This window comes from Desulfurococcus sp. (assembly GCA_026626905.1).
Taxonomy (GTDB): domain Archaea; phylum Thermoproteota; class Thermoprotei_A; order Sulfolobales; family Desulfurococcaceae; genus Desulfurococcus.
In genome coordinates this window covers 25517-46376 of record JAPNUX010000004.1, presented here as the reverse complement: position 1 = coordinate 46376, position 20860 = coordinate 25517, and the positions used below count along the sequence as shown (strand labels likewise).

Below are 20860 nucleotides of genomic sequence, written 5' to 3'. Positions count from 1 at the left end.
ATTCCGGAGTAGCCTTTAAGTAGGGAGTCCAGTAGTGGAAATCCTTTTACCTCATTCTGCTATGGTTCTCTAAGCTAGAGGAGTTTACTGCTTAGCTTAATCTTAAAGAGCAGGGAGACTTCATACTAAGAGGTCATGCTGGATAAGGTGTTGTATGTGACGGGAGTAGATAGAGAGTTTGTTGAGAAGACTATCAGGGAGATTGAGGAGGGTTTAAGTGAAATTAGAAGTAGCGTGGCATTAGATATGGAGAGCTTTATGCGTGATAAAAGTAGGAGGTTTACAGCTAGATACTCTATTATACTTATAGTTGAAGCTGCAGCCGACCTCGGTATAGCAATACTTAGACAATGCTTCAACGAGAAAGCTGAGAGCTATAGAGAGGTATTTGTGAAGCTAGCTGAGAAAGGAGTGCTAAGCTATAATACAGCTAGAGGTATGAGTTTACTAGCCTCACTGAGAAATATGATTGTTCATAGATACTGGGGTATTGATGATGCTAGAATATACAGTGAAGCTAAGAGTAGCGGTATAAAAGCTGTTGAATCATTCATCCGTGAGGTAGAAGAGTATGTCTCTAAGGATCCGTGAAGACGTAGAGAAGTTTACTTTCTACGAGTTAAGCTTGGAGGAGAAGAAGAGGGTTGTTGAAGTCCTCTCTAAAGCTCTACTTGAGAGGAGGGAGGTGCTGCTGGCAGTAGTCTTCGGCGGCTTCGTAAAGTACAGTGTCTTCCGTGATATAGATGTAGCAGTATTCACAGGGTACAAGATACCGTACAGCGAGGTGGAAGCATATGAAGAAGAGTTATCTAGAACTCTAGGGCCACTGGTAGGAATACCTGTAGATACCATTATAGTAGACTATGCTCCACCATGGTTCCGTGCAAAAGCGCTTGAAGGAGTAGTACTCGTTGAGAGAGAAGTAGCATTAGCAGAGAGACTGAGATTCAAGTCAATACAGGAGGTTAACGATATTAAGGCAAAAGCAGAGAAAGCATTCAAGCTGCAATACTAGTATTTCATGAGAACTGCAACATAAACTGCTGGAAGGCTTTCTCTAGCTCGCACTCCTCTAGTTTAGCCGGCAAAGCGGTTATACGTTGAAGAGCTGGGGGCATATATTGCATTGAGCTGGGTTCACTTCTGGGTCTAGTTTAACGTGGATGCTGCAAGCGTATTTCCTCGAGAGTATGTATGCTGTTACCTTGGCTACCTCCATGTAAGTTTCGATTACTGGTTGCCCGCTGGCTACTCTCTCAGCAATACTCTTGATCTTCTCCTCGACATCCCTGTACCTTGTTAAATCCACCTGGCCTCCTCTCTCCCTGGACATGTATCTTGATACAGCTGAAGGGGTTACGGCTAGCCTCCTAGCTATCTCCGTCTCTGCTAGTCCCTTCTCGCGTAGAATTTCTACGATACGCCTGTTAACGTACGGCACTATATACCTGTACGCTATCTCGTAGATGGATTTCAAGGCTAGAGCACCACTATCTTCTTTAATACCTCCTCTGGATTCCTCACGATCTCTGTTAGATCCTCGACTACCTCGAGTGCACCGATGATTCTTCCATCTCTACCTGTTACTGGTGTTATTAGTACTCTGATTATTCTATCACCCTGCTTAGTCCAGAATTCTCTATAAGGCTTCTCCCCTGTCTTCACCTGCTTAACAACCTGTCTTACTAGGGCTTCAAGCCTCGGTGGATGACAGTAGTACAGCTGCCTCCCGATGATAGTTTTAGTTCTAACAAACCCCTTACTCAACATGCTCTTACTGTAGAATCTGATTCTATCATCAATGTTAGCGTATGTCACCTCGAGGGGTAGTGCCTTGAAGATTCCTTCAACTTCCTCCTCTGTGAGGAAGCCTGTCTCTAGCTTTAAATCACTATCCTTTTCAATCCTATATGAGTCTGGCTTCACTTCTTTAACCATGCTCTTCACGCTAGCAGGCAGCTTCTCGAGGATTTCAGGGGTTAAATTAGCCTCTACTTCATAAGGGTACACTGGCTTCGCAGAAGGCTTCCACTCGCCTCTAGCTTCAACAATATACCCTATCTCCTCCCCGATCTCGTGTACTACAGTCCACTCGCCTTCACTGAAGAGAATCCATGTTGTCGGGAATAGTATTTTATCCTCGCGGAACGCTATGTCTACTAGTTCTCTTGCAATCCAGTTTAAGTCGCCGGCTATTTTCTCAATGATGCCTGAATCAATGCTCCCCTCGGCGAGAATCTTGTTCAACTGGTCTACAAGCTCCCTTATCTTTCTTATAACTCCATCCTCCTTATTCCATAGTACTCTAGGTATAGCATCGAATCCCCTCCTCTCAATATAGGGGAATATGAGCATCTGGATCTTCCTGTAGTGTAGCCTAGACTTCCTGTACAAGTCTCTCAGGAACCCCTGGAGCTCTGTGAGAGTCTTCTTTAATGCATCCGTGCTGCTGGCTCCAGCAAGCTTTAACAACTGTGCAGCGTAGAGGCCTAGTAGCTCGGCTTGAGCGATAATATAGTCGTTTTCTCTAAGCAGGTAGTCGAGTGGATGCCCTTCCGGCACGTCTTTTAATTCAACACCCCTCAAGTAGTCTTTAACAAGCTCGAGGTGAAGGTCGCAAACCCTCATAATCTCTCTTACATCAATACCTTCAGCGACAAGCTGCTGCTCAGCTAGTATGATTTCAGCAGGTGATAACTCCTTGAGGAGAACTCTAGCCTCCTCCATTAACTCCTTAACATCCCCGCCTTCACTAATCCTCCTAAGCAGGGTCTTCAGTAACTCTAGGCTACCACGGAGCTTAAGTGTATTTGACACGCGTCAACACCCGTACCAAACTAAGAGTACATGGGTTTATAAGCTTTATGCTTTGAGCCTGAAGAAATCGTGAAGCCTGTTAACTGTAATTCCTTACGGGGATGCATTAGAAAAGACTGAAAAGCGTGCTACTAGATGCGTAAGGGCAGGGATGGTTCACTTTGACTTCACGGTTATTCAAGTTTAACTACTGTTGGTGGGAGTACTAGTGGTGTACGAGCTTCCTGAAGGTTTATCACGGACTGCTTGGAGGACGGCTTCTACAGGGTCGCTGGCTTTCACTCTATGTATTTTCACCGGGTGTATAATCTTGTTGAGGGAGTCTAAGTCTACTGTAGTCTTCTCGCCTTCTACTTCTACATCGAATAGAATGCTCTGCTTTACTATTGAAGAGTCGCCGTGGTAAAGTAGCCTGCCCTGGTCTAGTATTGTTATAGTGTCTACATCCATGTCTACCCATATGTGGCTTGTGACTACTACTATAGCTTTACTCTTAAGCTCCTCGAGTAGCTTCTTCACTGCTGGGATAATAGAGACATCTAGGTTTGAGAAGGGCTCGTCGAACAGAATTAATCTAGGGTCTTTTAGCAGAGCTATAGCTATCTGAACTCTCTTCCTTAGCCCGGCTGAAAGCTCCATGTACTTCTTATCGAGGTGCTCGGTTAGCTTGAGGCTACCTGCTAGATACTCTAGTGTAGATGAGCTGGGAGCAAATGCCTCTAGGAGTTCTCTAACCTTGATATTCGGGGGAATGACATCTTCTGCGACATAGCCTACATGCTTCATGGATTCTCTTGGAGTGTACTCGCGGCCTTCAAGCACGACTCTAACTCTACCCTTGCTAGGCCATATAAATCCAGCTATAATCTTTAGAATCGTAGATTTACCGCTGCCATTAGATCCTATCACTAGGTTTAACCCCTTCTTGAATTCAGCGTAGTCTACTCTAAGAGTGAAATACCTGTAGTTTTTAACTATGTTCTCTAAGACTACCCTATCTTCACCCATCGTCTAACCACCGTGATAGAACCTAAATCTACCTGGTATGGTTCAATACTAGCTAGAATAGTAATGTGTAGCCCTGTCTCACTGTACACGTAGACTACTACCGGCCTGCTAGCATTGAATTCACTCCTACTGCCTCCAGCTGTAATGCATACCTGGAGTTCTGTAGCAGGGTTTACTCTAACCTCGTATAACCCTCTACCGAGGAATACATCAATAGTTGAAAGATAAGCTGTTTTCTCAGGGTAGAGTGGAGCTTTAACTTCAACTTGAATACTAGATTGAGGTAGGTATCCCTGCATGAACACCAGGAACTCTGTGAGTGTTATAGCAGCTAGTACTAGTAATGCAACCGCTATTCTAGTCTTAATACTCAATGGAGTCCACCCTCCAGATAGCTGTAGCTAGGGATACAAGGAGTACTGCTAGGTATACTTCAATCCCTTTTCCATCTACGAGTAGCCTGCTAGCTAGTACTACGCTATTAAAGACTTCGTATCTCAAGCCGAGTGCTAGCATTAATACTAGGACACCTAGAACGAGTAGTATGCTTGTAGATACTCTCCTAGAGGCTACTGACAGCACTGATGAAACTGCTATGGAGATTAAGGCTTCAAGGAAGAGCATTACCGTGGAGAATAGCAGTGCTTCACTAATACTCTCGAAGAGGTTGAGGGTGTATGCTACACCAGCAAGATTTACTCCACCGAGAGTGATGCTATACCTCCAAGCATATATATAATGATGAGTCTAGTTGCAAATACTCTTAGTCTTCCACCACTATAAGTAGCCTCAATGAAAAAGTACTTGTACTCTAATGGCTCAGCAATAATGTAGGCTGTAATAACGCCTAGCATGATGAAGAATACTGCTGAAACCTCATCAAGATACCCGCGGTAGTTTAAGAGAAGCATGGATCTATTAATGTACACCAGCACCGTAGGCGGGCACAGCCCTCTACTACTCTCATTAAAGCCTATAGTGATAAACTGCTTAGCGATATTGCCTTGAATTTTGAGAGTGTAGGGTGTAAAACCCTGGAGAGCAATTAATAGTGGCGAGGATACTAGGAGAGCCATCATAAAAATAACTGATGCTGAAAAAGCCTCTCTTAAAGGTAGCTTCATCTACTTCCTCCTTCTCTTAATGAATACTATGACTAAAACTATGATTACAGATATAGTAGCGATAATTAAAGCTAGCTTCTTGTAATCTATGAATGTAACAGATTTTGGGTAGTCGTCAATAGACTTCAAGTAGGGAAGCCAGCTTCCATCAATCCATAGACGAACTTTCAGATAACTGTTATTCCCTAAAGGTACATAGCCAAAGATGGATACTGGGTAATGATACACAAATAGGTATAGATATAGTATAGTATAGATATATACTTGTTCACGAGATTGAGCGTGGGTAATGTAGTATTATCTGGAAGCCTTATTACATTTGGGAGCGGTTTACCTTCTTCTGAGACTAATTTTAGCTCCTCCTCCATGTAGATGTAGGTGTATTTAGATGCATTACTATAGCTTAGTTCAGGGAATATGTAGAATGGGAAGAAGCCTATGAACTCTCCATTAACCCACGCGTAATTTCTTACAGTGTCAACCAGATACTTCAACTGCAAGCGGTAGTCACGCACAACGATTTTAGCTGGTATAGTCAAGTTTACTGTGTCTGAGCATGCATCAGGTCTATACAAGACTTCACTGGCAGTAATATCCACATAAACCCAGGCTGCTGTCTCGTTTAAGGGTTCAATTTTCTCAATGGTGACAGTCCCATCAAAGTAAGTTCCATTATAATTAAAGCTGTCTCCCTGCCTCTCAACAAAATACATAGAGCCATAGTAGGCGAGAACCTCAGGAGACTTTAACACAGTAGAGTCAGCGCTCACAGCACCAGCTAGGAGTAGCAGGGTGAGAGCAAGCGAGTAGAATACCATGGGTTTAAGCATACACTCAACCTCGTTAATGGTTTAAAGAGAAGAATAAGTAAGAAATTTTTAACACCCTACAGAACTACAGATGATTCCTATTGCAGTAAGAGGTATTAGATCAATTCTTTCTTCTCTTACTAGTCCCCACCACGTGGAATGAGTTACAGCGAAAGTAGCGTATCCACTGGTTTCTACAATACAGCCTCCATAACCGGGAGTAACAATAATACCAGTTTTATAGGTGCTCTTTAAACGGATATCATATGACTCCCAGTTCAAGGATCCTGACCAGCTTTTAGTATACCCTTGTATTACGTTCCCCAAACTTACCCATACACCTCGAGTTGTATCATAGCTTCCTACTATTGCTAGCAGAGCGGCATCATAGGCATCAGCACCATTAACGCTAACACTTGCCTTCAATATTGCGCCACCATAGTAGAATTCAAGGGTTAATGTCGTTGAAGGCCCTGTATATCCATTGGCTTCTGCATCGTATGCTATTAGACCTAACTCTAAGCTTGCATTAACAGGTGTTGTATATACGGGTAGGAGTACTGCTAGCAGTAGCAATAACAGGCTCTATCATCTAGTTCAAAACAAGCAAAACTAAGACAATGAAGTAATATTTTAAAGCACGACATCTCTTAGACTAGTATTAGAGCGGCGGTCGTCTAGCCTGGACTAGGACGCTGGCCCCCCAAGCCGGAGATCCCGGGTTCAAATCCCGGCCGCCGCACTCCCCCTCATTAAAATCACGGCTTAAACTCGGTGGCATCCTAGAGGGACGCATGGGGTCTAGTGCCGTGCACGCGTGTTCTCGGCTTGATAGCAGAGTGAAGGTGTATCTAACACGAGGAGGCTTGGAGAGTGGGAACTGTAGGGGTACCGTGGTATTCATGCCTATACTAGCTACTATACTGGTACGTGTTGAATGATAGCTGGGGATTTAAGGATACTAGGCTTCACAGCGAGGTATTAGAGTCTCCTGCTAAGGTTTATATGGAAATGCCTGCATGGAGCAACGTGAAGTATCGTGCCGGTGTATCTCAGTTTAATTAAAGAAAGTAAATAGGAATACCCTGTTGAAGCTTAAGCTGAATTCTAGGAGCCTGGAAGTACCGGGCTCTCATGAAAAGTATTATCTCTCAGTCTCGCTCATCTTAGATTAACGGGGATCAATTAGTAAAAGCGGGAAAAGTTAGCATCATCCATATGTGTGAGCCTGATAAAAGTACCATTGATCCCAAAGCAACTTAAGGGCGCTAAAAATAAAGTTTAATTTGATAAAAATACTATTAGGCATGTTCGAGACAAGTGTATTTAGGAGTAATCTATTCGAGGCGAGGGTATGAATGGGAGAGTGAGTGAGGATGAGAGGCGGAAGCGTGCTGTCGCGGTAATTTTGATAGCATCCACGGTGCTTGTATTAGAAGTATCTTATTCTTATATTGGTTAAGACTTCAACGCCTCACGCCTTAGTGTTTCTCCTTGGTATAATACAACGAGTATTGCCTCCTCCTGGTATAATATAACGAGTTTCGAGGAAAGGGTTCTAAAAGCTGTTGACCCCATGTCTGTGAGGAAATTCGCTGTCGCCTTAGCAACAAATCCTCTGGAAACATTTCCTGAGCTCTGGTCTTCAAATGTACTTGTAAGTGAGGAGAAGCATGTCAGCAGAGGATATTACTGGGCGATCAGAGTTGAACTCGACAGGTATGATTACGTGAACGGTTCTCTCTCCTCTACAGCTCCCATCGACTTCTATGTTATGAGCGAGGATGACTACGAGCTCTTTAGGGAGAAAGGCTCATTCTACTATACTATACTATCACGTAAAGCTGTTTACTCCTCTAGCTTTGAATGGCGTGTACCAGTGAAGGGGACTTACTATTTTATAGTATCTGCTAGCTATGGTGATGCGAGAGTAAAATTAATGATTGTGAAATCTCTAAAACCGCTTACCGAGAACTTTGTATGGCTACATTGATGACAGGGATGCCTGGTATATATGGATTGTGAATGTCTGGGTTGCGAAGAACATCCGTTATGTTAAAGACCCTGGCTTTGAACTCTTCCAGAAGCCGAGTGAGACACTTGAACTTAAGGCGGGTGACTGTGATGATGTAGCTATACTCTTAGCTTCAATGTATCAGGCACTGGGTCTTCAAACAAAGTTTATTGAAGTCGATACAGACGGCGACAGAGTCATCGATCACCTCGCAGTGCTTGTCCGCTATCCGCGCTCCCTTAAGGAATTCTTGAATGCTGAGGAAGAGATAGCTGAAGCTGTAGGTCTAGGTTCAAGGCTTCCAGATATCATCAGCGTCAAATACCTTGAAATAAAAGGAGATACCTGGATCATAGTAGACCCATTCGCCTCTGAAAGCGACTATTGTGTCGGCATGATAAAGCACGAACCCTACGTCATTATCCACTACTTCCCGTAGCCTCTCCCACTTAAAGATTTACAGGCAATCGGCTGAAGCTGGTTCAATAACTACCTCTAAAGTAATCTGTGGGCTTACGTGAAAACGTATTCGAGAGTGATAGAGGTTATATAGCAAGAAGCAGAGAATTGTAAAGCTTAAAGGCAGCAAGATTCTAGTTAAACTGAACGCTATAGCACTACCTAAAAGTACACTAAAATACATTATTGCTCACGAGATTGCCCACATCTTTGTAAAGAGACACACCAAGAGATTCTGGAGGACTCTCAAGCTAATATGCCCTAAATTCGAGAAATACCAGGAATCCCTGAGAAAATACGAAAAATACATCATTAACCCCTAGACTATTAGTTCCGCTTATTTTAAACTGACCCCCGGTTTTCTCATGGCATTCTGAATGCTTGACTTTTCATAGAGTCGTAGTTAGCATCTCACCGGCTCGCGGGAAGCTTAGCCGAAAAGCTTATAGACTCTTACAGTGAGAATCAACGTCTAGAAGCGATCAGAAAAGACTGAAATATGAGAATGCGTGGAATACACTCCTTGATACATTCATAGATAACCCGAAGCAATAAAAAAGACTGAAAGCACTTAGAGTGTATTAAAAGAAGGAGAAAGAGAAGTATAAGCTTAAGTGAGACGTGGCCGCAGCAAGCCTGAAAACACTCTACATTACATCGAGGGTTTAACGGTATTCACATCTACTTACACCAGGAACCCTTAGGAGACTAGGAGAGGAAGGGGATAGGTGGAAAAACACTAGGACTAAGTTAGACTGTTATGTTAGGGGAGGGTGACCATCTTCGGGTACTCTTTACCACTAGCAGTGTGAAGTTTAATCTCAACCATCTGACCTGACGTGAACCCCGCGTCTTTTTTGATCGTTATGAGTATGGTTATATTGCTACCAGCAGGTAGCGATAAAGGTGGAGTCGTAGTATTAGTTTGCATGGTAGGAGTCGTAGTATTAGTTTGCATGGTATTCGTGCTTACTGTTACTTCAGAAACTGTTATGTTGTCCCCATACGCAGTATACGGCTTTCCGTTTATGAATATCTGGTCTATTGTAGCATCCGTTGTCCCTACATTCTTGACTTCTAATGTTATATTCCAGTATGTTTCGTTTGTAGTAGCGTATGCTGTAGCGTATGCTGTCACTATTTGTAGGTTTTCTGTTCCTGTGAATGCCCCGGTTAACCCTGAGATCCATAGTGCTACAGCTATTGCTACAGCTATAGTCACAGCTACTATGATGACAGTTGCTATTACTGGTGAGATTGCTTTCACTACTACTTCACCGATAATACTTTTAGTATGCGTGGTAGTTTAAATATTCTATGGTGGTGTATTACTGGGTTTACCACCTGGATCCTGTTCTTTTACGGTGTGCTAGGGTAAGAGTTTACTCGAGGGGTTGAGCTGGCTTATGGCTTGTAGTATTGTGCTGATTGCTACGTGCAGGGTTGGTAGTGTTGAGTGGTGTATTCGGGAGATTGGTGATGTACTCTACGCTCTAGATAGTAATGTTGTTGTAGAGGAGGCTGGATTCCCCGGTGTTCTCTTCGTCCGCAGCTGTCTTAGTGTTGAGAGGGTTTACAGGAGGGCTATTAGCAGTGAGTATGGTTTCGTAGAGAACATTATCCCAGTGCACGGGAGTGCTAGCCTCGAGGATTTCCTCAGGGATCCAGGTGTAATCCTCAGGAATCTAGTATACCCGGGTAGAGTGAAGATTAAGATTAGAATGAGGGGTGTGAGAGGATTAAGCAGGATTCTCTTTGCTAGAGTTGCCGAGGTGTTGAGGAGTATGGGTGTAACCCATGATCCATCATCTCCTACATGCCTCTTCATTGAAGGGGTGGGTGGAGTAGTATATCTTGGTGTAGGCTTGTGTAAGAGTGTTAGGAGGAGTCTAGTTTAGGTGCGTGACTGTGGAGTGGGATGCTAGGAGACTAATTGAAAGCGAGGTGGGTAGGAGGAGCTTGTTTAAGAGTAGGGAGAGTCTTGCACCAGAGTATACTCCTAGTGCTCTACCACACAGGGATAGCGAGCTTAGAGCTCTAGCCTCCTACTTCAAGAGCCTCCTCGAGAACCCTGGCTCCATGCATCAAAGCATCCTGGTGACAGGAGGGGTTGGAACAGGTAAGACTACTCTGGTTAGAGTCTTCGTTAAAAACCTAGTGGAGATTGCAGGTGAGAGAGGGGTTAGCTTAGACTACGCTTACGTAAACTGCTATAGGAATAGAACACTCTACAGTGTTATCAGCGAGATATCTCTTCAGCAGGGGATCCCCGTGCCGGTTAGAGGGTTGTCTCCAATGGAGGTAATGGATCTAGTGTTATCACGCCTAGAGGAGGAAGATAAGCACTTACTCCTCATACTAGACGACTTCCACTACTTTGCAAGCATGGCTGGTAGAGAAGACCTCTACTTTCTCGCTAGAATATACGAGTCAAGGGATGCTGCTAGAAGATTAAACACAATCCTGGTTTCAACTGATACAGGTGTAGCGAGATTCATGGATCCCGTGACTGAATCCTACCTCAGCAGGCATGTAGTCAAGTTAAACCCCTATACCTCAAAGCAGCTACTAGACATCCTAAGATACCGGGCTTCCCAGGCTCTACGCGAGGACTCCTATAGTGATGAAGTCTTAGAGCTAATAGCAGACTACGAGGGGGTTGACAGGGGAGGTGAAGGTAATGCTAGGCACGCTCTAACAGTACTCCTCACAGCCGGCGATATAGCTGAGAGAGAAGGTGCTGACAGGCTGAGTGCTGAGCATGTTAGAAGAGCTATAGCAGGCTTGAGCAGGGAGCTCGTGAGAATCACGGATCTAGTAGGGTATCTAGCACTCCACGAGCAGCTACTACTCTTAAGCATCGTGAGACTCCTACGCAGGAGGAATACTAGTGCTGTAGGAATAGGCGAGGTTGAAGAAGAATATAGAATGCTGTGCAGCCTCTACAATGAGATCCCGCGTAAGCATACACAGCTATACGAGTACGTGAGGAGTCTTACAAGAGCAGGAGTAATCTCTACTACAGTGAAAAGCCTTGGCAACCGAGGCAGGACAACCATGATATCACTACACTACGGTCCCCTAGAGAAGCTAGAGCAGTATCTCAGCGAGCAGATATCAAGAAAGATAGCTGGTGGAAGACAGGGGGGCCCGCGTAGAGTTTAAGCAGGCATGAGAGCTTAAAACACAGCTCGACGCTAAGTAATCTAGTAGGCGGTGTAAGCAAATGGAGTCACGGAGACCGAAGGAGATATACACGCCAATCCACGCTCTACCTAGATGCGAGCTTAAAGACCCCTGTGTAAACCTCAAGATACTCGAGTTCGAGAAAGACGGAGTAAAATACTGTGTAGCCTACTGCACAGTACTCGAGAGATACCTGACCAAGTCAGCTGTAAAAAGATGTGAAACCCTCTGGAGAACCTGCCCCTTCGCTAAACGTAGTCTAACCCAGCCTTAACCCGGATCCCAGCCTACTCCCCCACCTCCACTCAGTACTCCACGCTTACCATGGAAGCAGTGATAACAGAAGTACCTTCAACTGTAATACATCCACTATAGAATTTAATCCCGCTACCCTTCATCGCGCAGGGCTCTGGGAGGGCGGGAGAGGTAAAAAGAATAATCGTGAGGTAAGGTGATAGTGAAGCCGTCTACTTCTTCTTCTCTTCCTTCTTCTCCTCCTTCTTCTTCTCAGCCTTCTTGGACATTTCCATCCCCAAGGCTTGAATTTGGGTAGAACATGCTTTTAAATATTTCAATAGGGTTGCTCAACTAGCCTTCCTCCACGGGAAGACTTAAATTAGGGTTAAACTAGCTGTTCAATTAGGTGCCTGTATGAGTAGGATTAGAGAGCTTGATTTAACGAGTAGTGGTAGCTGTAGCGAGAACCCTTTAACCACTCTACTAGATGTGTTGAAGAAGCAGGATACTGAAGTAAGAGTTAAATCTAAACCTGAGATCCTCCCTGAAGGCTTAGCAAGACTTCTAGGCTTAAGATACGGGTATGAAGTAGTAGTCCTAGAGGCTGGGGGCGGCTTAGTAGAGTACTTATTTAAGAGAAAATAGACTCTTCAACTACTCTTCTAGCTGTATCACTTAAACCCTGGGTTAGAAAGCCTTTAACTAGCAGCCTGCGGGCTTCACTCGTATTCAACCCGCGTGTCTCAATGTAGAATAGCCTGTCTAGGGTTAGCATGTAGCTTCTAGCGTAGTGTCTAGCTTCTACTACGCTACCTGTGTGTATGTCTAGGAAGGGCTGCATGTAGACTCTACTAGATTCATCGCACAGCAGTGATTCAATACCGTAGACTACTCTAGATCCCCTAGCACTCCTCTCTACTACACCTCTACCGCGTAGCGCTGTGGTTGAACCTCCTTCGAGACGGGACCTAATGTAGGATTCAACACTACTCTCAGGCTCGGATACTAGGGAGGTATCCTCGACGTCTACGCGTGCTCCTGGCAGTGGGTTCACGATAATATTCTTCCTGGCTTTCGAGCCGGCGGCAAGTCTTGAAGTAATACTCGTGTACGATAGTGAGCTAGGCTTCAGTAGAATTGTCAGGATTAGACTGCTTGAATCCTCCTGCTCTACTATGATCTCGGTGACCTCTGTATTCTCTCCCACTGGATCCTGTATCACGATGACCTCGTGGCTTACACCCCTAGCAGCATGTATCTTCAAGCCTGTAAGCCTGGAGCCCGAGCCCCCTGTAACCCTGACTACTGTTAACCCACTGGACTCTAAGTTCAACTCTAAGAGGCTTAGGTTCACCGGGCTCTCCTCGAGTCCTTTAACTATAATCTCGCTTCTACCACTCGTGGTTTTAACTCTGTGGAGTCCCCGGTATCCCGCGGGTGATAGCAGCTTGAAGCCACTGCCTTGCTTAGAGGGCTCTTGGATGACTACTGCGCCACCGAGCACGGTTAGAAGGCTTGTGCTAGCAGCTACTTCTCCTCTAAGGGTTCTTTCAACTAGCTCTACTATACTCCTTCTGTCAATGTACTCTCTGATCGTCGGTGAGTCACCGGACCCCCTGGCTTTCACGCTGTTCACTCACCCCACGCCTCCGAGCTCCTTGAACTCTAGCTGTATGACCTTCGATAGCATAGCAGCGTACTCGAATGGCAGCTTGGGTAGAATGTCTCGGACAAAGCCTAATACTATCATTGAGAGCGCCTCTCTCTCACTGAGCCCTCTTGAAGCCAGGTAGAAGAGCTGGTCTTCTGTAACTTTAACTGTTGATGCTTCATGACCTATATCAGCGTCATCCTCGAATACGTGTACTATAGGGTAAGTGCTAGCCGTGCTAGCTTCATCTAGTATCAGGCTATCACACTGAGTGTAGCTTCTAGCCCTCCTAGCCCCCTTGTTAACCTGTACTAGGCCGCGGTAGATGTTCACACCCCCCCTACCACTAATACTCTTTGATACTATTCTACTAGTAGTATCAGGAGCTGCATGGATTACCTTAGAGCCTGTATCCTTTACAAGACTACCGTTGCTTATACCTATAACAGTGCTTGTTGTCCTAGAACCCCTCCCCTTTAGTATTGTTGAAGGGTAGGTTACTGTTACCCTGCTCCCAATACTTCCTTCAATCCACTCGATTACAGCGTTCTCCTCAGCCACTCCTCTCTTATTATTGAAGTTAACTATGCTTCTACTCCAGTTTTGAACAGTTACAAAGCTTATCTTCGAGTTTCTGTGAGCGTAGAGTTCAACCATGCCGTCGTGGAAGCTGTACTTCTTTAACCTGGGTGCACTACACCCCTCAATGAATGTTATCTCGCCTCCCTCCTCAGCTACAACAATAGTGTGCTCGAACTGCCCTTCCAGCTCGCTTCCAATGAAGAAGAAGGCTTCAACAGGGTATGGTACTCTAACTCCTCTTGGAACATAGACGAAGACACCACCGCTCCAGAGAGCGTAGTGTAGTGCTGCAAACTTGTGGTCTGTGTAGGGGAATACTCTACCAAAATACTCTTTAACAAGGCTTGGATACTTTTCAACAGCCTCCTCCATTGGCACCATTATAACCCCTAGCTGCTTGAGTAGATCCTTCATGACAGCGTAGACTGTCTCACTGTCTAGGACTGTTGTGAGGCCGGCGAGATACTTTACGTAAGCCTCTGGTAGCCCTAGCTTCTCGTAGATCCTCCGGATCTCCTCTGGGAGCTCATCAAAGCTTTCCACTCGGGAGGCTTCAGGCTTAACGTAGTACGAGGATATCTCGTCGAGGTCTATGCTTTCAACCCAGGGTAGCCATGCTGGTGAAGGCAGCTTCTCGAACATCTCTAGTGCTCTAAGCCTGTAGAGCCTCATCCACTCTGGCTCTTTCTTAGCTCTCGAGACTTCTTCTACAAGGCTTCTCGATAACCTACCTTTAACCTCGATCTCTCTTTTGTACTCCACGGGCTCTAATTCTAGCTCTCCTAGTTTTTCAGCGAGCTCTAACGGCATGCTTCTCACCTAAGCCAGCTGTATCCTTCAGCTGATATCTTCTCGGCTACCTCAATACCCCCGCTTAAAACTACTCTCCCCCGGTGTATCACGTAGACTACTCTAGGTGACACCAGCTTGAGGAGTGAAGGGCTGTGCGTTATAAGGAGTACTCCTCCCCCGCCTCCTACTACTTCATTAATGTAGTCTGCTAGTAGTCTAATCCCGTCGACATCTAAGCCGCTGTCTACTTCATCTAGTATCAGGTATCTAGGCTTGAGGATTCTAGCCTGGAGTATCTCGCTTCTCTTCTTCTCGCCGCCGCTGAAACCAATATTTAAATCCCTGGCTAGTATATCCTCCTTTAATCCTAGTAGTATAGCCTCGCTTCTCAGCCTGCTGGAGAGTCCTGGGATACTCTCCGAGAGATCAGTTTTACCCAGCCTCTTATTCAACGCGCTCTTCAAGAGTATTTCTAGGGTTACGCCTGGTGCTTCAACAGGGTTCTGGAAGGCTAGGAATAATCCTGCTAATGCTCTCTCGTATGCAGGCCTACCTGTGTAGTCTTCTCCATCTATGATGATGCTGCCTTTAACCACCTTGTAGGCTGGATGCCCCATTAAAGCGTAGGCTAGAGAAGTCTTCCCGCTTCCATTAGGCCCCATGAATACTACGATCTCACCGCTGCTCAGAGTGAAGCTTACATCCTCTACGACTATCCTGCCATTTACTTCTACTGTTAGATTTCTTGCTTCAAGCATCAGGCCACCTGAGATAACTAGTATACAATTAAACCTTATAAAGCTAGTGGGATGTATTGAGTGCCTGTAAAACACTTTTATATGCTTTAATCCCACTTGTAGCGTAATAGTTATTAGCTGAGTCTACCATGGGAATTCATGCTCCTCGAGCTAAGAGTGAGGATTAGGTATGAGCAGGGCTTCAAGAAACCTAATAGTAGTTGCACTCGGCGGTAATGCATTCCAGAGTAAGGGTGATAAAGGGACAGCTGAAGACTACTGGAGGAACGCTTACACGGCGGCAAGCCTTATAGCTAGACTAGTAGATGAAGGCTACAGTATAGTAGTGACACACGGCAATGGGCCTCAGGTAGGCATTATAGCAGAGTTAATGAGCCTCGGGTTAAAGGAGAAAGGTATACAGCCGATGCCCCTGGATGTTGCTGGAGCAATGAGCCAGGGGTGGCTGGGCTACATGCTGCAGCAAGCTCTATACAATGAGCTAGCTAGAAGAAGGCTACTAGGCTCGAAGGTTAAAGGTGTTGTATCCATTATAACACAGACGCTAGTCGATGCAGGAGACCCAGCATTCAAGAATCCATCAAAGTATATTGGGCCATGGTATAGTAGCGTGGAGGCTGAAAAACTTTCAAGAGAACTAGGCTGGGTCTTCAAGCCTGACCCGCGCGGCGGCTATAGGAGGGTTGTAGCATCCCCAGACCCAGTAGTGCAGGTTGAAGTAGAAGCTGTTAAAACTCTAGTAGACCAGGGATTCATGGTTATAGCTAGTGGTGGCGGCGGGGTACCAGTATACAGGGATGAAAGAGGATTCATCCATGGGGTTGAAGCAGTAATAGACAAGGATCTAGCTGCTGAAAGACTTGCTACAGCTCTAGGAGCCAGGATACTCGTGATACTAACAGATGTAGATAGAGTCTACTTGAACTACGGGACACCGGAGGCTAAACCCCTCAGCGTGCTGAAAGCTAGCGAGGCTTTAAGATACTATGAGGAAGGACACTTCAAGCCGGGGAGCATGGGGCCGAAAGTACTTGCAGCCGTGAGATTCATTGCTAACGGGGGAGAAATGGCTGTAATAGCACACTTGAATCAAGCCTACGAGGCTTTAAGAGGAGAAGCTGGCACGAGGATAGTGCCAGGTTAGATAACAAGCCTGGTAGCCTGGGTGTCTTAGAGGATGGATAGGGAGCTCTTAAAGGGTTTACTACTACTTCTACTAGTCTCGCTACTCTGGGGTACATCCTTCTCCTTCATAAAGCTATCGGTTTCAGATGTAACCCCGCTAATGTATACTGCTCTAAGAAGCCTGATAGCAGTTCTAATCTTAACTCCATTCATTGCTGTGAAAGCTGTTAGAGGAAGACTTGACGCTAGGGGACTGGTAAACGGGGTTCAAGCTGGTATAGCATACTTCACAGGGCTTTATCTCCAAGCTGCTGGCACAGTCTACACAACTCCTTCTCTAAGTGCTTTCGTGACAGGCTTGAACTCAGTGCACGTTCACCTGTATATCGTGGCGGCTAGAGGAGGGTATAGTAGGCTGGATGGTGTAGCCCTAGCTCTAGCAGTACTAGGCCTCTACATTCTAACATCACCTGGAGGCGGTATTACAGTAGGTGTTATCCTAGTATTCCTCGGCTCGCTAGCCTGGGCTGCCCAGATAATTCTTGTCTCGCGTTTCAGCAGCACTGGGTTAACCGAGATACTCTACGGTATGTTCACGCCTGGAGCTCTCGTATACCCTCTCGCGGTAATACTAGATGGAGGAGCAAGCCCCCAGGTATTCTGGTATATAGTATACCTAGCAGTCTTCTGCTCACTGCTTGCAACCCTCCTCCAAGTACTAGGGCAGAGACAGGTATCCCCGTTGACTGCAGCCCTAGTATACCTCTTAGAGCCTGTATTCGCCTTAATCTTCTCAGTGTTAATGGGGCTCGAGGAGGTAGAGTTCTATAAGGTGGCTGGTGGAAGCCTGATAATACTAGCAGTATACATTGCATCTATAGCTGAGTTAAAGCGCTCTAAGTGAGCTTTTCAACCAGCCGGTAGGATAGCAGGTTTAAGAGCCCTTAAATCAAGATGCACTAGCAGACTAGGGGTGCTTTATGAGGCTGGTTGAAGCAGGAGGGCTTAGAGAAGTAGACTTAAAGCTCGAAGAATATATTAATGCTCTCGGAGACTTGATCTCCACGTGGAGAGCTCCGTTAATCCATGCTAGAGGAAATATAGTAGTAGATGAAGATGTAGTAGTATATAAGGCTCTACGCGAGTTCAAGGTGAAATACATTCCTGTAGCTGATAGAGAAGATGAGAGAGGAGAAGTTCCATTAGACCTACTAGACCCATTCTACAATGTACGCTGCAGTGATGCGAGAGTATACGATTCACTCGCCGAGCTAGTAGCATTAGACAACCCGACACCACTAGTTAGATTAAAGCTACTCGAGGATCAAGGTGTGAGAGTATGGGCTAAGCTGGAATGGTACCATCCATTCAGCCTTAGCATTAAGGATAGAGTAGCCTGGTACATGCTTCAGAGACTACTCGAGAAGAACATTAAGCCCAGCGTGGTTTACGAGCCCTCTTCAACTAACACAGGGCTGGCTCTCGCAGGGCTGGGAAACTACTATGGGATTAAAACAAGAGTCTACCTTCCATCCACAGCTCAGAGATGCATTGAGTACGTGTTTCAAGCTATGGGTGCAGAGGTGAGAAGAGAGAGTACTCCTATAACAACAGGCATGCTAGGTAAAGTTATACTAGAAGCCTCTAGAGATAACGCCACCGTGTTAAACCAGTTCGAGAACGACTACAACTTCCTAGTCCACCTCAGCTATACAGCTAAGGAAATAGACTACCAGCTAGCGAGAAAGAATGTTAAGCCTAACGCTATAGTATCCGGGCTTGGTACAAGCGGGCATCTCTCAGCTCTCTCATTCTACTTCAAGAAACGGTACAAGAACATCAAGGTTATAGGCGTGCAGCCAGCCCAAGACTCCAGTATACCAGGATTGAGGAGAGTAGAGACAGGTGTTAAATGGCTACACATGGTTGAAGTAGACGGGATCATAGATGTAACACTCGAAGAAGCTCTTGAAGGCATGCTAAGAGTAGCTAGAAGCGACGGAGTACTCCCAGGCTTTAGTGCTGGAGCCGTAGTACACGCTCTAGTAAAGCTCGCCGAGGAGGGGTTAGTGAGAGGTGATGTTGTAGTAGTATTCCCAGACCATGGAACCAAGTATACTGAGCTACTAGAGACGCTTGTAGCCAGGGAGTGCGTTGAAAGCTAGCTAGGATTCAAGGTTAACCGGCTTACCCTGCTTTAAAATGTATTCCGGTATTCTATCCTTATAGGCCTCTAGGAATTCTCTATCCTGCTTTAAATTCCTCTTGCTGTCTGTTAGCATGTAGACTATCCCATTCCTGATAGGATACCATCTCCCGCAGCTAGGGCAGTAGAGGACTCCAGTCTTAATCCCGGTTCTAAGGCACTCCTGGCAGGGGTATGCTTTATTCTTATCTATCTTCTCCTTCAAGTACCCGCAGTACTCCTTGCATACAGGTGTTGTAATACTGCTTGTATCAACATCCTGCTTTACTGTCTCTATGACTACCAGCTCTAACGGGTGGTGCTTGCAGTGAACGCATACTAGTACATCGAGACCCCAGTACCTCATCAATGCTCCTCAGCCTCTTTCACCAGTGACTCTACGTAGGATGATAGTTCAGCTAGCTGCTCCTTGCTCTTCGCTTCAATCATGACGCGTAGAAGCGGCTCAGTTCCACTTGGACGCACGAGAAGCCAGTAGTCTCTAGAGACTACTTTAACACCATCAATAGTTATCAAGCGCTCGTTTTTAAATGCCTCTTTAACTATCTCGACGGCTTTCAAGGCTTTCTCGCGATCCATCCTATACTTGGTTTTCAAGACATAGTATCTCGGCAGCTCTGCGAAGAGCTCTGAAGCCTTCTTCCCGTAGGTGGCTAGCATTTCAAGGAAGAGAGCTGTCTTTAAGCCTCCATCCCTCACGTACTGGTGTGGAGGATACATGAAGCCCCCGTTCTCCTCAAACCCGCATAAAGCATCCCCGCTCCTCCTCATTGTGTGAGCTATATCCACGCTTCCAACCTTAAGCCATACTACTTCAACACCAAGCGGCTTTAAGACATCCTCAACTACAATACTAGAGGAGACAGCTGTATACACCCTCCCAGTTAAACCCTTCTCGTGGAGGTATCTTGCTAGAAGAGTTGCTGAGCGATCCCCCCACTGTACTACTCCTTTATCATCGATTATTATTGCTCTATCAGCATCTGCATCATGGGCTACACCTATTACTGCGCCTACATCTACTACAAGCCTGGCTGTCTCAGCTAGATTCTCTGCTGTAGGCTCAGGCAGCCTCCCAGGGAATAAGGGGTCTAGTGAGCCGTTTACTACTACTGGTTTAACACCTAGCTCTCGAGCTATTAGTGGTGTTGTAAGAACACCCACACTATTAGCTGGATCTACTAGGATCTTGAATCCCTTTGCTCTAACCTTCTCAGCATCCACGTGGCTTATAACAGCTTTAACGTACTCTTCGTTCACATACGGGTATGCTTCAACACGGTGTAGTGCCTCCCTCCAGCTGATTCTCCTAAACTTGTTCTCCCAGAATAACTCCTCGATAACTCTCTCTTCATCTCTATCTACTTCTATCCCGTGCGGGCCGATGACCTTCACGCCGTTATACTCAGGGGGGTTGTGGCTTGCTGTCACCATTATACCGCCGTCAAACCCCTTGGATTTCACAGCGTACTGTAATGCTGGTGTTGGCGTTAACCCTGCATCATATACTTTCACTCCTGTAGACATTACTGCAGCTATCACCAAGTGCTTTATGATATCGCCTCCTGCTCTAGCATCCATGCCTACAAGTATCCTAGACCCCTTCTCGAAGAAGGATCCAATGGCTAATCCAAGCCTAACAAGGAACTCAGGGTTTAAATCCTCGTTTAGTACTCCTCTAACTCCATCTGTACCGAAGAACCTGGACTGACCACTCATTCCTTTAATTCCTCCATGATGTCTTCTAGCAGCTCCATTAGCTCAACACTTCCTTCTCTAAGCTTAAAGACAGTTATAAGTCTCTTTTCATCAGCCCACTTCTTAACTAGTAGAGCACAGGTATTCAGGTAGCTGAGAGAGTTTTCTACCATCTCCTCGATATCCTCACCGCTTAAAGCAGCCTCCTCGAGCTTCTCTCTCAGCTCGCCGGTAAAGCCTATGTAAGTGTAAACCTTGTTATCCTCCAGTCTAGCCTCCAGGTATACTGGTAGCTCGGAGTCGTAAACTCTCAGCGAGCTTTTACCTTGGACTACAGGAGTAAAACCATTTCTCGCGAGGAAATCAGCTAAATCATTAATCATTCCGGAAACAC

Annotated in this window: 27 protein-coding genes and 1 tRNA gene; 12 read left to right on the top strand and 16 right to left on the bottom strand. The window is 45.7% G+C overall.

The annotated features are described in order from the left end of the window. The first annotated feature begins 156 nt into the window (after positions 1-156). Positions 157-591: a DUF86 domain-containing protein gene (locus tag OWQ48_04075; protein ID MCY0868392.1), complete on the top strand. Its 435-nt coding sequence runs from the start codon at positions 157-159 to the stop codon at positions 589-591. After that, positions 572-1015 (top strand): nucleotidyltransferase domain-containing protein, encoded by a 444-nt coding sequence (locus tag OWQ48_04070; protein MCY0868391.1) that lies wholly within the window; start codon positions 572-574, stop codon positions 1013-1015. Before OWQ48_04075 ends, OWQ48_04070 begins: the two co-directional genes overlap by 20 nt. Positions 1016-1093: 78 nt before the next feature. On the opposite strand, the gene OWQ48_04065 is transcribed toward OWQ48_04070, so the two are convergent. The 9 genes from OWQ48_04065 to OWQ48_04025 form a co-directional block, all read right to left on the bottom strand. After that, positions 1094-1477, bottom strand: a complete 384-nt coding sequence (locus OWQ48_04065; protein ID MCY0868390.1) for a transcriptional regulator — start codon at positions 1475-1477, stop codon at positions 1094-1096. Between the two features lie 2 nt (positions 1478-1479). Beyond that, a complete protein-coding gene (locus OWQ48_04060) occupies positions 1480-2817 on the bottom strand; it encodes a DUF438 domain-containing protein (protein ID MCY0868389.1) in 1338 nt (445 codons plus the stop codon). Positions 2818-3000: 183 nt separating this feature from the next. Beyond that, entirely contained in the window at positions 3001-3825 is an 825-nt protein-coding gene (locus tag OWQ48_04055; protein ID MCY0868388.1) for an ABC transporter ATP-binding protein, read from the bottom strand. After that, positions 3807-4199 (bottom strand): hypothetical protein, encoded by a 393-nt coding sequence (locus tag OWQ48_04050; protein ID MCY0868387.1) that lies wholly within the window; start codon positions 4197-4199, stop codon positions 3807-3809. The genes OWQ48_04055 and OWQ48_04050 overlap by 19 nt, the downstream gene beginning before the upstream one ends. Beyond that, entirely contained in the window at positions 4189-4449 is a 261-nt protein-coding gene (locus OWQ48_04045; protein ID MCY0868386.1) for a hypothetical protein, read from the bottom strand. The genes OWQ48_04050 and OWQ48_04045 overlap by 11 nt, the downstream gene beginning before the upstream one ends. A 71-nt stretch (positions 4450-4520) precedes the next feature. Further along, positions 4521-4949, bottom strand: a complete 429-nt coding sequence (locus OWQ48_04040) for a hypothetical protein (protein ID MCY0868385.1) — start codon at positions 4947-4949, stop codon at positions 4521-4523. Beyond that, the gene (locus tag OWQ48_04035; protein MCY0868384.1) at positions 4950-5078 is read right to left on the bottom strand and encodes a hypothetical protein; all 129 of its coding nucleotides are present in this window, start codon (positions 5076-5078) and stop codon (positions 4950-4952) included. Between the two features lie 56 nt (positions 5079-5134). Next, complete coding sequence (locus OWQ48_04030) at positions 5135-5779, bottom strand: hypothetical protein (GenBank protein ID MCY0868383.1); 645 nt, start codon at positions 5777-5779, stop codon at positions 5135-5137. A 48-nt stretch (positions 5780-5827) separates the two neighbouring features. Further along, positions 5828-6334 (bottom strand): hypothetical protein, encoded by a 507-nt coding sequence (locus OWQ48_04025; GenBank protein ID MCY0868382.1) that lies wholly within the window; start codon positions 6332-6334, stop codon positions 5828-5830. Between the two features lie 90 nt (positions 6335-6424). Between OWQ48_04025 and OWQ48_04020 the strand changes: the two genes are divergently transcribed. The 3 genes from OWQ48_04020 (at position 6425) to OWQ48_04010 (ending at position 8211) form a co-directional block, all read left to right on the top strand. Beyond that, positions 6425-6500: transfer RNA gene (locus tag OWQ48_04020), tRNA-Gly, on the top strand. 834 nt (positions 6501-7334) lie between these two features. Then, entirely contained in the window at positions 7335-7751 is a 417-nt protein-coding gene (locus OWQ48_04015) for a hypothetical protein (protein MCY0868381.1), read from the top strand. Beyond that, on the top strand, positions 7735-8211 hold the full coding sequence (locus OWQ48_04010) for a transglutaminase-like domain-containing protein (GenBank protein MCY0868380.1): 477 nt from the start codon (positions 7735-7737) through the stop codon (positions 8209-8211). The genes OWQ48_04015 and OWQ48_04010 overlap by 17 nt, the downstream gene beginning before the upstream one ends. A 783-nt stretch (positions 8212-8994) precedes the next feature. On the opposite strand, the gene OWQ48_04005 is transcribed toward OWQ48_04010, so the two are convergent. Next, positions 8995-9498: a DUF4352 domain-containing protein gene (locus OWQ48_04005; GenBank protein MCY0868379.1), complete on the bottom strand. Its 504-nt coding sequence runs from the start codon at positions 9496-9498 to the stop codon at positions 8995-8997. Between the two features lie 139 nt (positions 9499-9637). Here OWQ48_04005 and OWQ48_04000 point away from each other — a divergent pair, with 139 nt between their 5' ends. From OWQ48_04000 to OWQ48_03985, 4 genes are all read left to right on the top strand, one after another. Beyond that, positions 9638-10129, top strand: coding sequence for an RNA-binding protein (locus OWQ48_04000; protein MCY0868378.1), 492 nt, complete (start codon positions 9638-9640; stop codon positions 10127-10129). Positions 10130-10139: 10 nt separating this feature from the next. Next, positions 10140-11396: an ORC1-type DNA replication protein gene (locus tag OWQ48_03995; protein ID MCY0868377.1), complete on the top strand. Its 1257-nt coding sequence runs from the start codon at positions 10140-10142 to the stop codon at positions 11394-11396. Between the two features lie 61 nt (positions 11397-11457). Next, positions 11458-11691, top strand: coding sequence for a hypothetical protein (locus OWQ48_03990; GenBank protein MCY0868376.1), 234 nt, complete (start codon positions 11458-11460; stop codon positions 11689-11691). A gap of 377 nt (positions 11692-12068) precedes the next feature. Beyond that, positions 12069-12299 (top strand): hypothetical protein, encoded by a 231-nt coding sequence (locus tag OWQ48_03985; protein MCY0868375.1) that lies wholly within the window; start codon positions 12069-12071, stop codon positions 12297-12299. Here the strand turns inward: OWQ48_03985 and OWQ48_03980 are convergent. From OWQ48_03980 to sufC, 3 genes are read right to left on the bottom strand one after another with little or no spacing between them, the layout of a single operon-like run. Further along, on the bottom strand, positions 12286-13290 hold the full coding sequence (locus OWQ48_03980; GenBank protein ID MCY0868374.1) for a SufD family Fe-S cluster assembly protein: 1005 nt from the start codon (positions 13288-13290) through the stop codon (positions 12286-12288). The two genes, OWQ48_03985 and OWQ48_03980, sit on opposite strands and share 14 nt — an antisense overlap. Then, on the bottom strand, positions 13291-14697 hold the full coding sequence (gene sufB, locus OWQ48_03975; GenBank protein MCY0868373.1) for a Fe-S cluster assembly protein SufB: 1407 nt from the start codon (positions 14695-14697) through the stop codon (positions 13291-13293). A 5-nt stretch (positions 14698-14702) separates the two neighbouring features. Continuing rightward, positions 14703-15437 (bottom strand): Fe-S cluster assembly ATPase SufC, encoded by a 735-nt coding sequence (sufC, locus tag OWQ48_03970; protein ID MCY0868372.1) that lies wholly within the window; start codon positions 15435-15437, stop codon positions 14703-14705. A 169-nt stretch (positions 15438-15606) separates the two neighbouring features. On the opposite strand from sufC, the gene arcC reads away from it, so the two are divergent. The 3 genes from arcC to OWQ48_03955 all read left to right on the top strand — a co-directional run bounded on the left by arcC (position 15607) and on the right by OWQ48_03955 (position 18727). Beyond that, the gene (gene arcC, locus OWQ48_03965) at positions 15607-16581 is read left to right on the top strand and encodes a carbamate kinase (GenBank protein MCY0868371.1); all 975 of its coding nucleotides are present in this window, start codon (positions 15607-15609) and stop codon (positions 16579-16581) included. A 33-nt stretch (positions 16582-16614) separates the two neighbouring features. After that, the gene (locus tag OWQ48_03960; protein MCY0868370.1) at positions 16615-17466 is read left to right on the top strand and encodes a DMT family transporter; all 852 of its coding nucleotides are present in this window, start codon (positions 16615-16617) and stop codon (positions 17464-17466) included. A gap of 76 nt (positions 17467-17542) precedes the next feature. Then, complete coding sequence (locus OWQ48_03955) at positions 17543-18727, top strand: PLP-dependent cysteine synthase family protein (protein ID MCY0868369.1); 1185 nt, start codon at positions 17543-17545, stop codon at positions 18725-18727. On the opposite strand, the gene OWQ48_03950 is transcribed toward OWQ48_03955, so the two are convergent. Genes OWQ48_03950 through OWQ48_03940 form a run of 3 tightly spaced genes read right to left on the bottom strand, consistent with a single transcriptional unit; the run spans position 18728 to position 20849 of the window. Next, the gene (locus OWQ48_03950; protein MCY0868368.1) at positions 18728-19117 is read right to left on the bottom strand and encodes a hypothetical protein; all 390 of its coding nucleotides are present in this window, start codon (positions 19115-19117) and stop codon (positions 18728-18730) included. It lies immediately after the preceding gene. Next, entirely contained in the window at positions 19114-20487 is a 1374-nt protein-coding gene (gene glmM, locus OWQ48_03945) for a phosphoglucosamine mutase (protein ID MCY0868367.1), read from the bottom strand. The genes OWQ48_03950 and glmM overlap by 4 nt, the downstream gene beginning before the upstream one ends. Beyond that, positions 20484-20849: a hypothetical protein gene (locus OWQ48_03940; GenBank protein MCY0868366.1), complete on the bottom strand. Its 366-nt coding sequence runs from the start codon at positions 20847-20849 to the stop codon at positions 20484-20486. The genes glmM and OWQ48_03940 overlap by 4 nt, the downstream gene beginning before the upstream one ends. Positions 20850-20860 lie beyond the last annotated feature (11 nt).

What these genes read in the sequence shown, in the direction of transcription:
- OWQ48_04070 (MCY0868391.1), top strand. Translation starts at nt 572, where the DNA reads ATGTCTCTAAGGATCCGTGAAGACGTAGAGAAGTTTACTTTCTACGAG.
- OWQ48_04055 (MCY0868388.1), bottom strand. Translation starts at nt 3,825, where the DNA reads ATGGGTGAAGATAGGGTAGTCTTAGAGAACATAGTTAAAAACTACAGG.
- OWQ48_04045 (MCY0868386.1), bottom strand. Translation starts at nt 4,449, where the DNA reads ATGCTCTTCCTTGAAGCCTTAATCTCCATAGCAGTTTCATCAGTGCTG.
- OWQ48_04040 (MCY0868385.1), bottom strand. Translation starts at nt 4,949, where the DNA reads ATGAAGCTACCTTTAAGAGAGGCTTTTTCAGCATCAGTTATTTTTATG.
- OWQ48_04030 (MCY0868383.1), bottom strand. Translation starts at nt 5,779, where the DNA reads ATGCTTAAACCCATGGTATTCTACTCGCTTGCTCTCACCCTGCTACTC.
- OWQ48_04015 (MCY0868381.1), top strand. Translation starts at nt 7,335, where the DNA reads ATGTCTGTGAGGAAATTCGCTGTCGCCTTAGCAACAAATCCTCTGGAA.
- OWQ48_04000 (MCY0868378.1), top strand. Translation starts at nt 9,638, where the DNA reads ATGGCTTGTAGTATTGTGCTGATTGCTACGTGCAGGGTTGGTAGTGTT.
- OWQ48_03990 (MCY0868376.1), top strand. Translation starts at nt 11,458, where the DNA reads ATGGAGTCACGGAGACCGAAGGAGATATACACGCCAATCCACGCTCTA.
- OWQ48_03985 (MCY0868375.1), top strand. Translation starts at nt 12,069, where the DNA reads ATGAGTAGGATTAGAGAGCTTGATTTAACGAGTAGTGGTAGCTGTAGC.
- sufB (MCY0868373.1), bottom strand. Translation starts at nt 14,697, where the DNA reads ATGCCGTTAGAGCTCGCTGAAAAACTAGGAGAGCTAGAATTAGAGCCC.
- sufC (MCY0868372.1), bottom strand. Translation starts at nt 15,437, where the DNA reads ATGCTTGAAGCAAGAAATCTAACAGTAGAAGTAAATGGCAGGATAGTC.
- arcC (MCY0868371.1), top strand. Translation starts at nt 15,607, where the DNA reads ATGAGCAGGGCTTCAAGAAACCTAATAGTAGTTGCACTCGGCGGTAAT.
- OWQ48_03960 (MCY0868370.1), top strand. Translation starts at nt 16,615, where the DNA reads ATGGATAGGGAGCTCTTAAAGGGTTTACTACTACTTCTACTAGTCTCG.
- OWQ48_03955 (MCY0868369.1), top strand. Translation starts at nt 17,543, where the DNA reads ATGAGGCTGGTTGAAGCAGGAGGGCTTAGAGAAGTAGACTTAAAGCTC.
- glmM (MCY0868367.1), bottom strand. Translation starts at nt 20,487, where the DNA reads ATGAGTGGTCAGTCCAGGTTCTTCGGTACAGATGGAGTTAGAGGAGTA.
- OWQ48_03940 (MCY0868366.1), bottom strand. Translation starts at nt 20,849, where the DNA reads ATGATTAATGATTTAGCTGATTTCCTCGCGAGAAATGGTTTTACTCCT.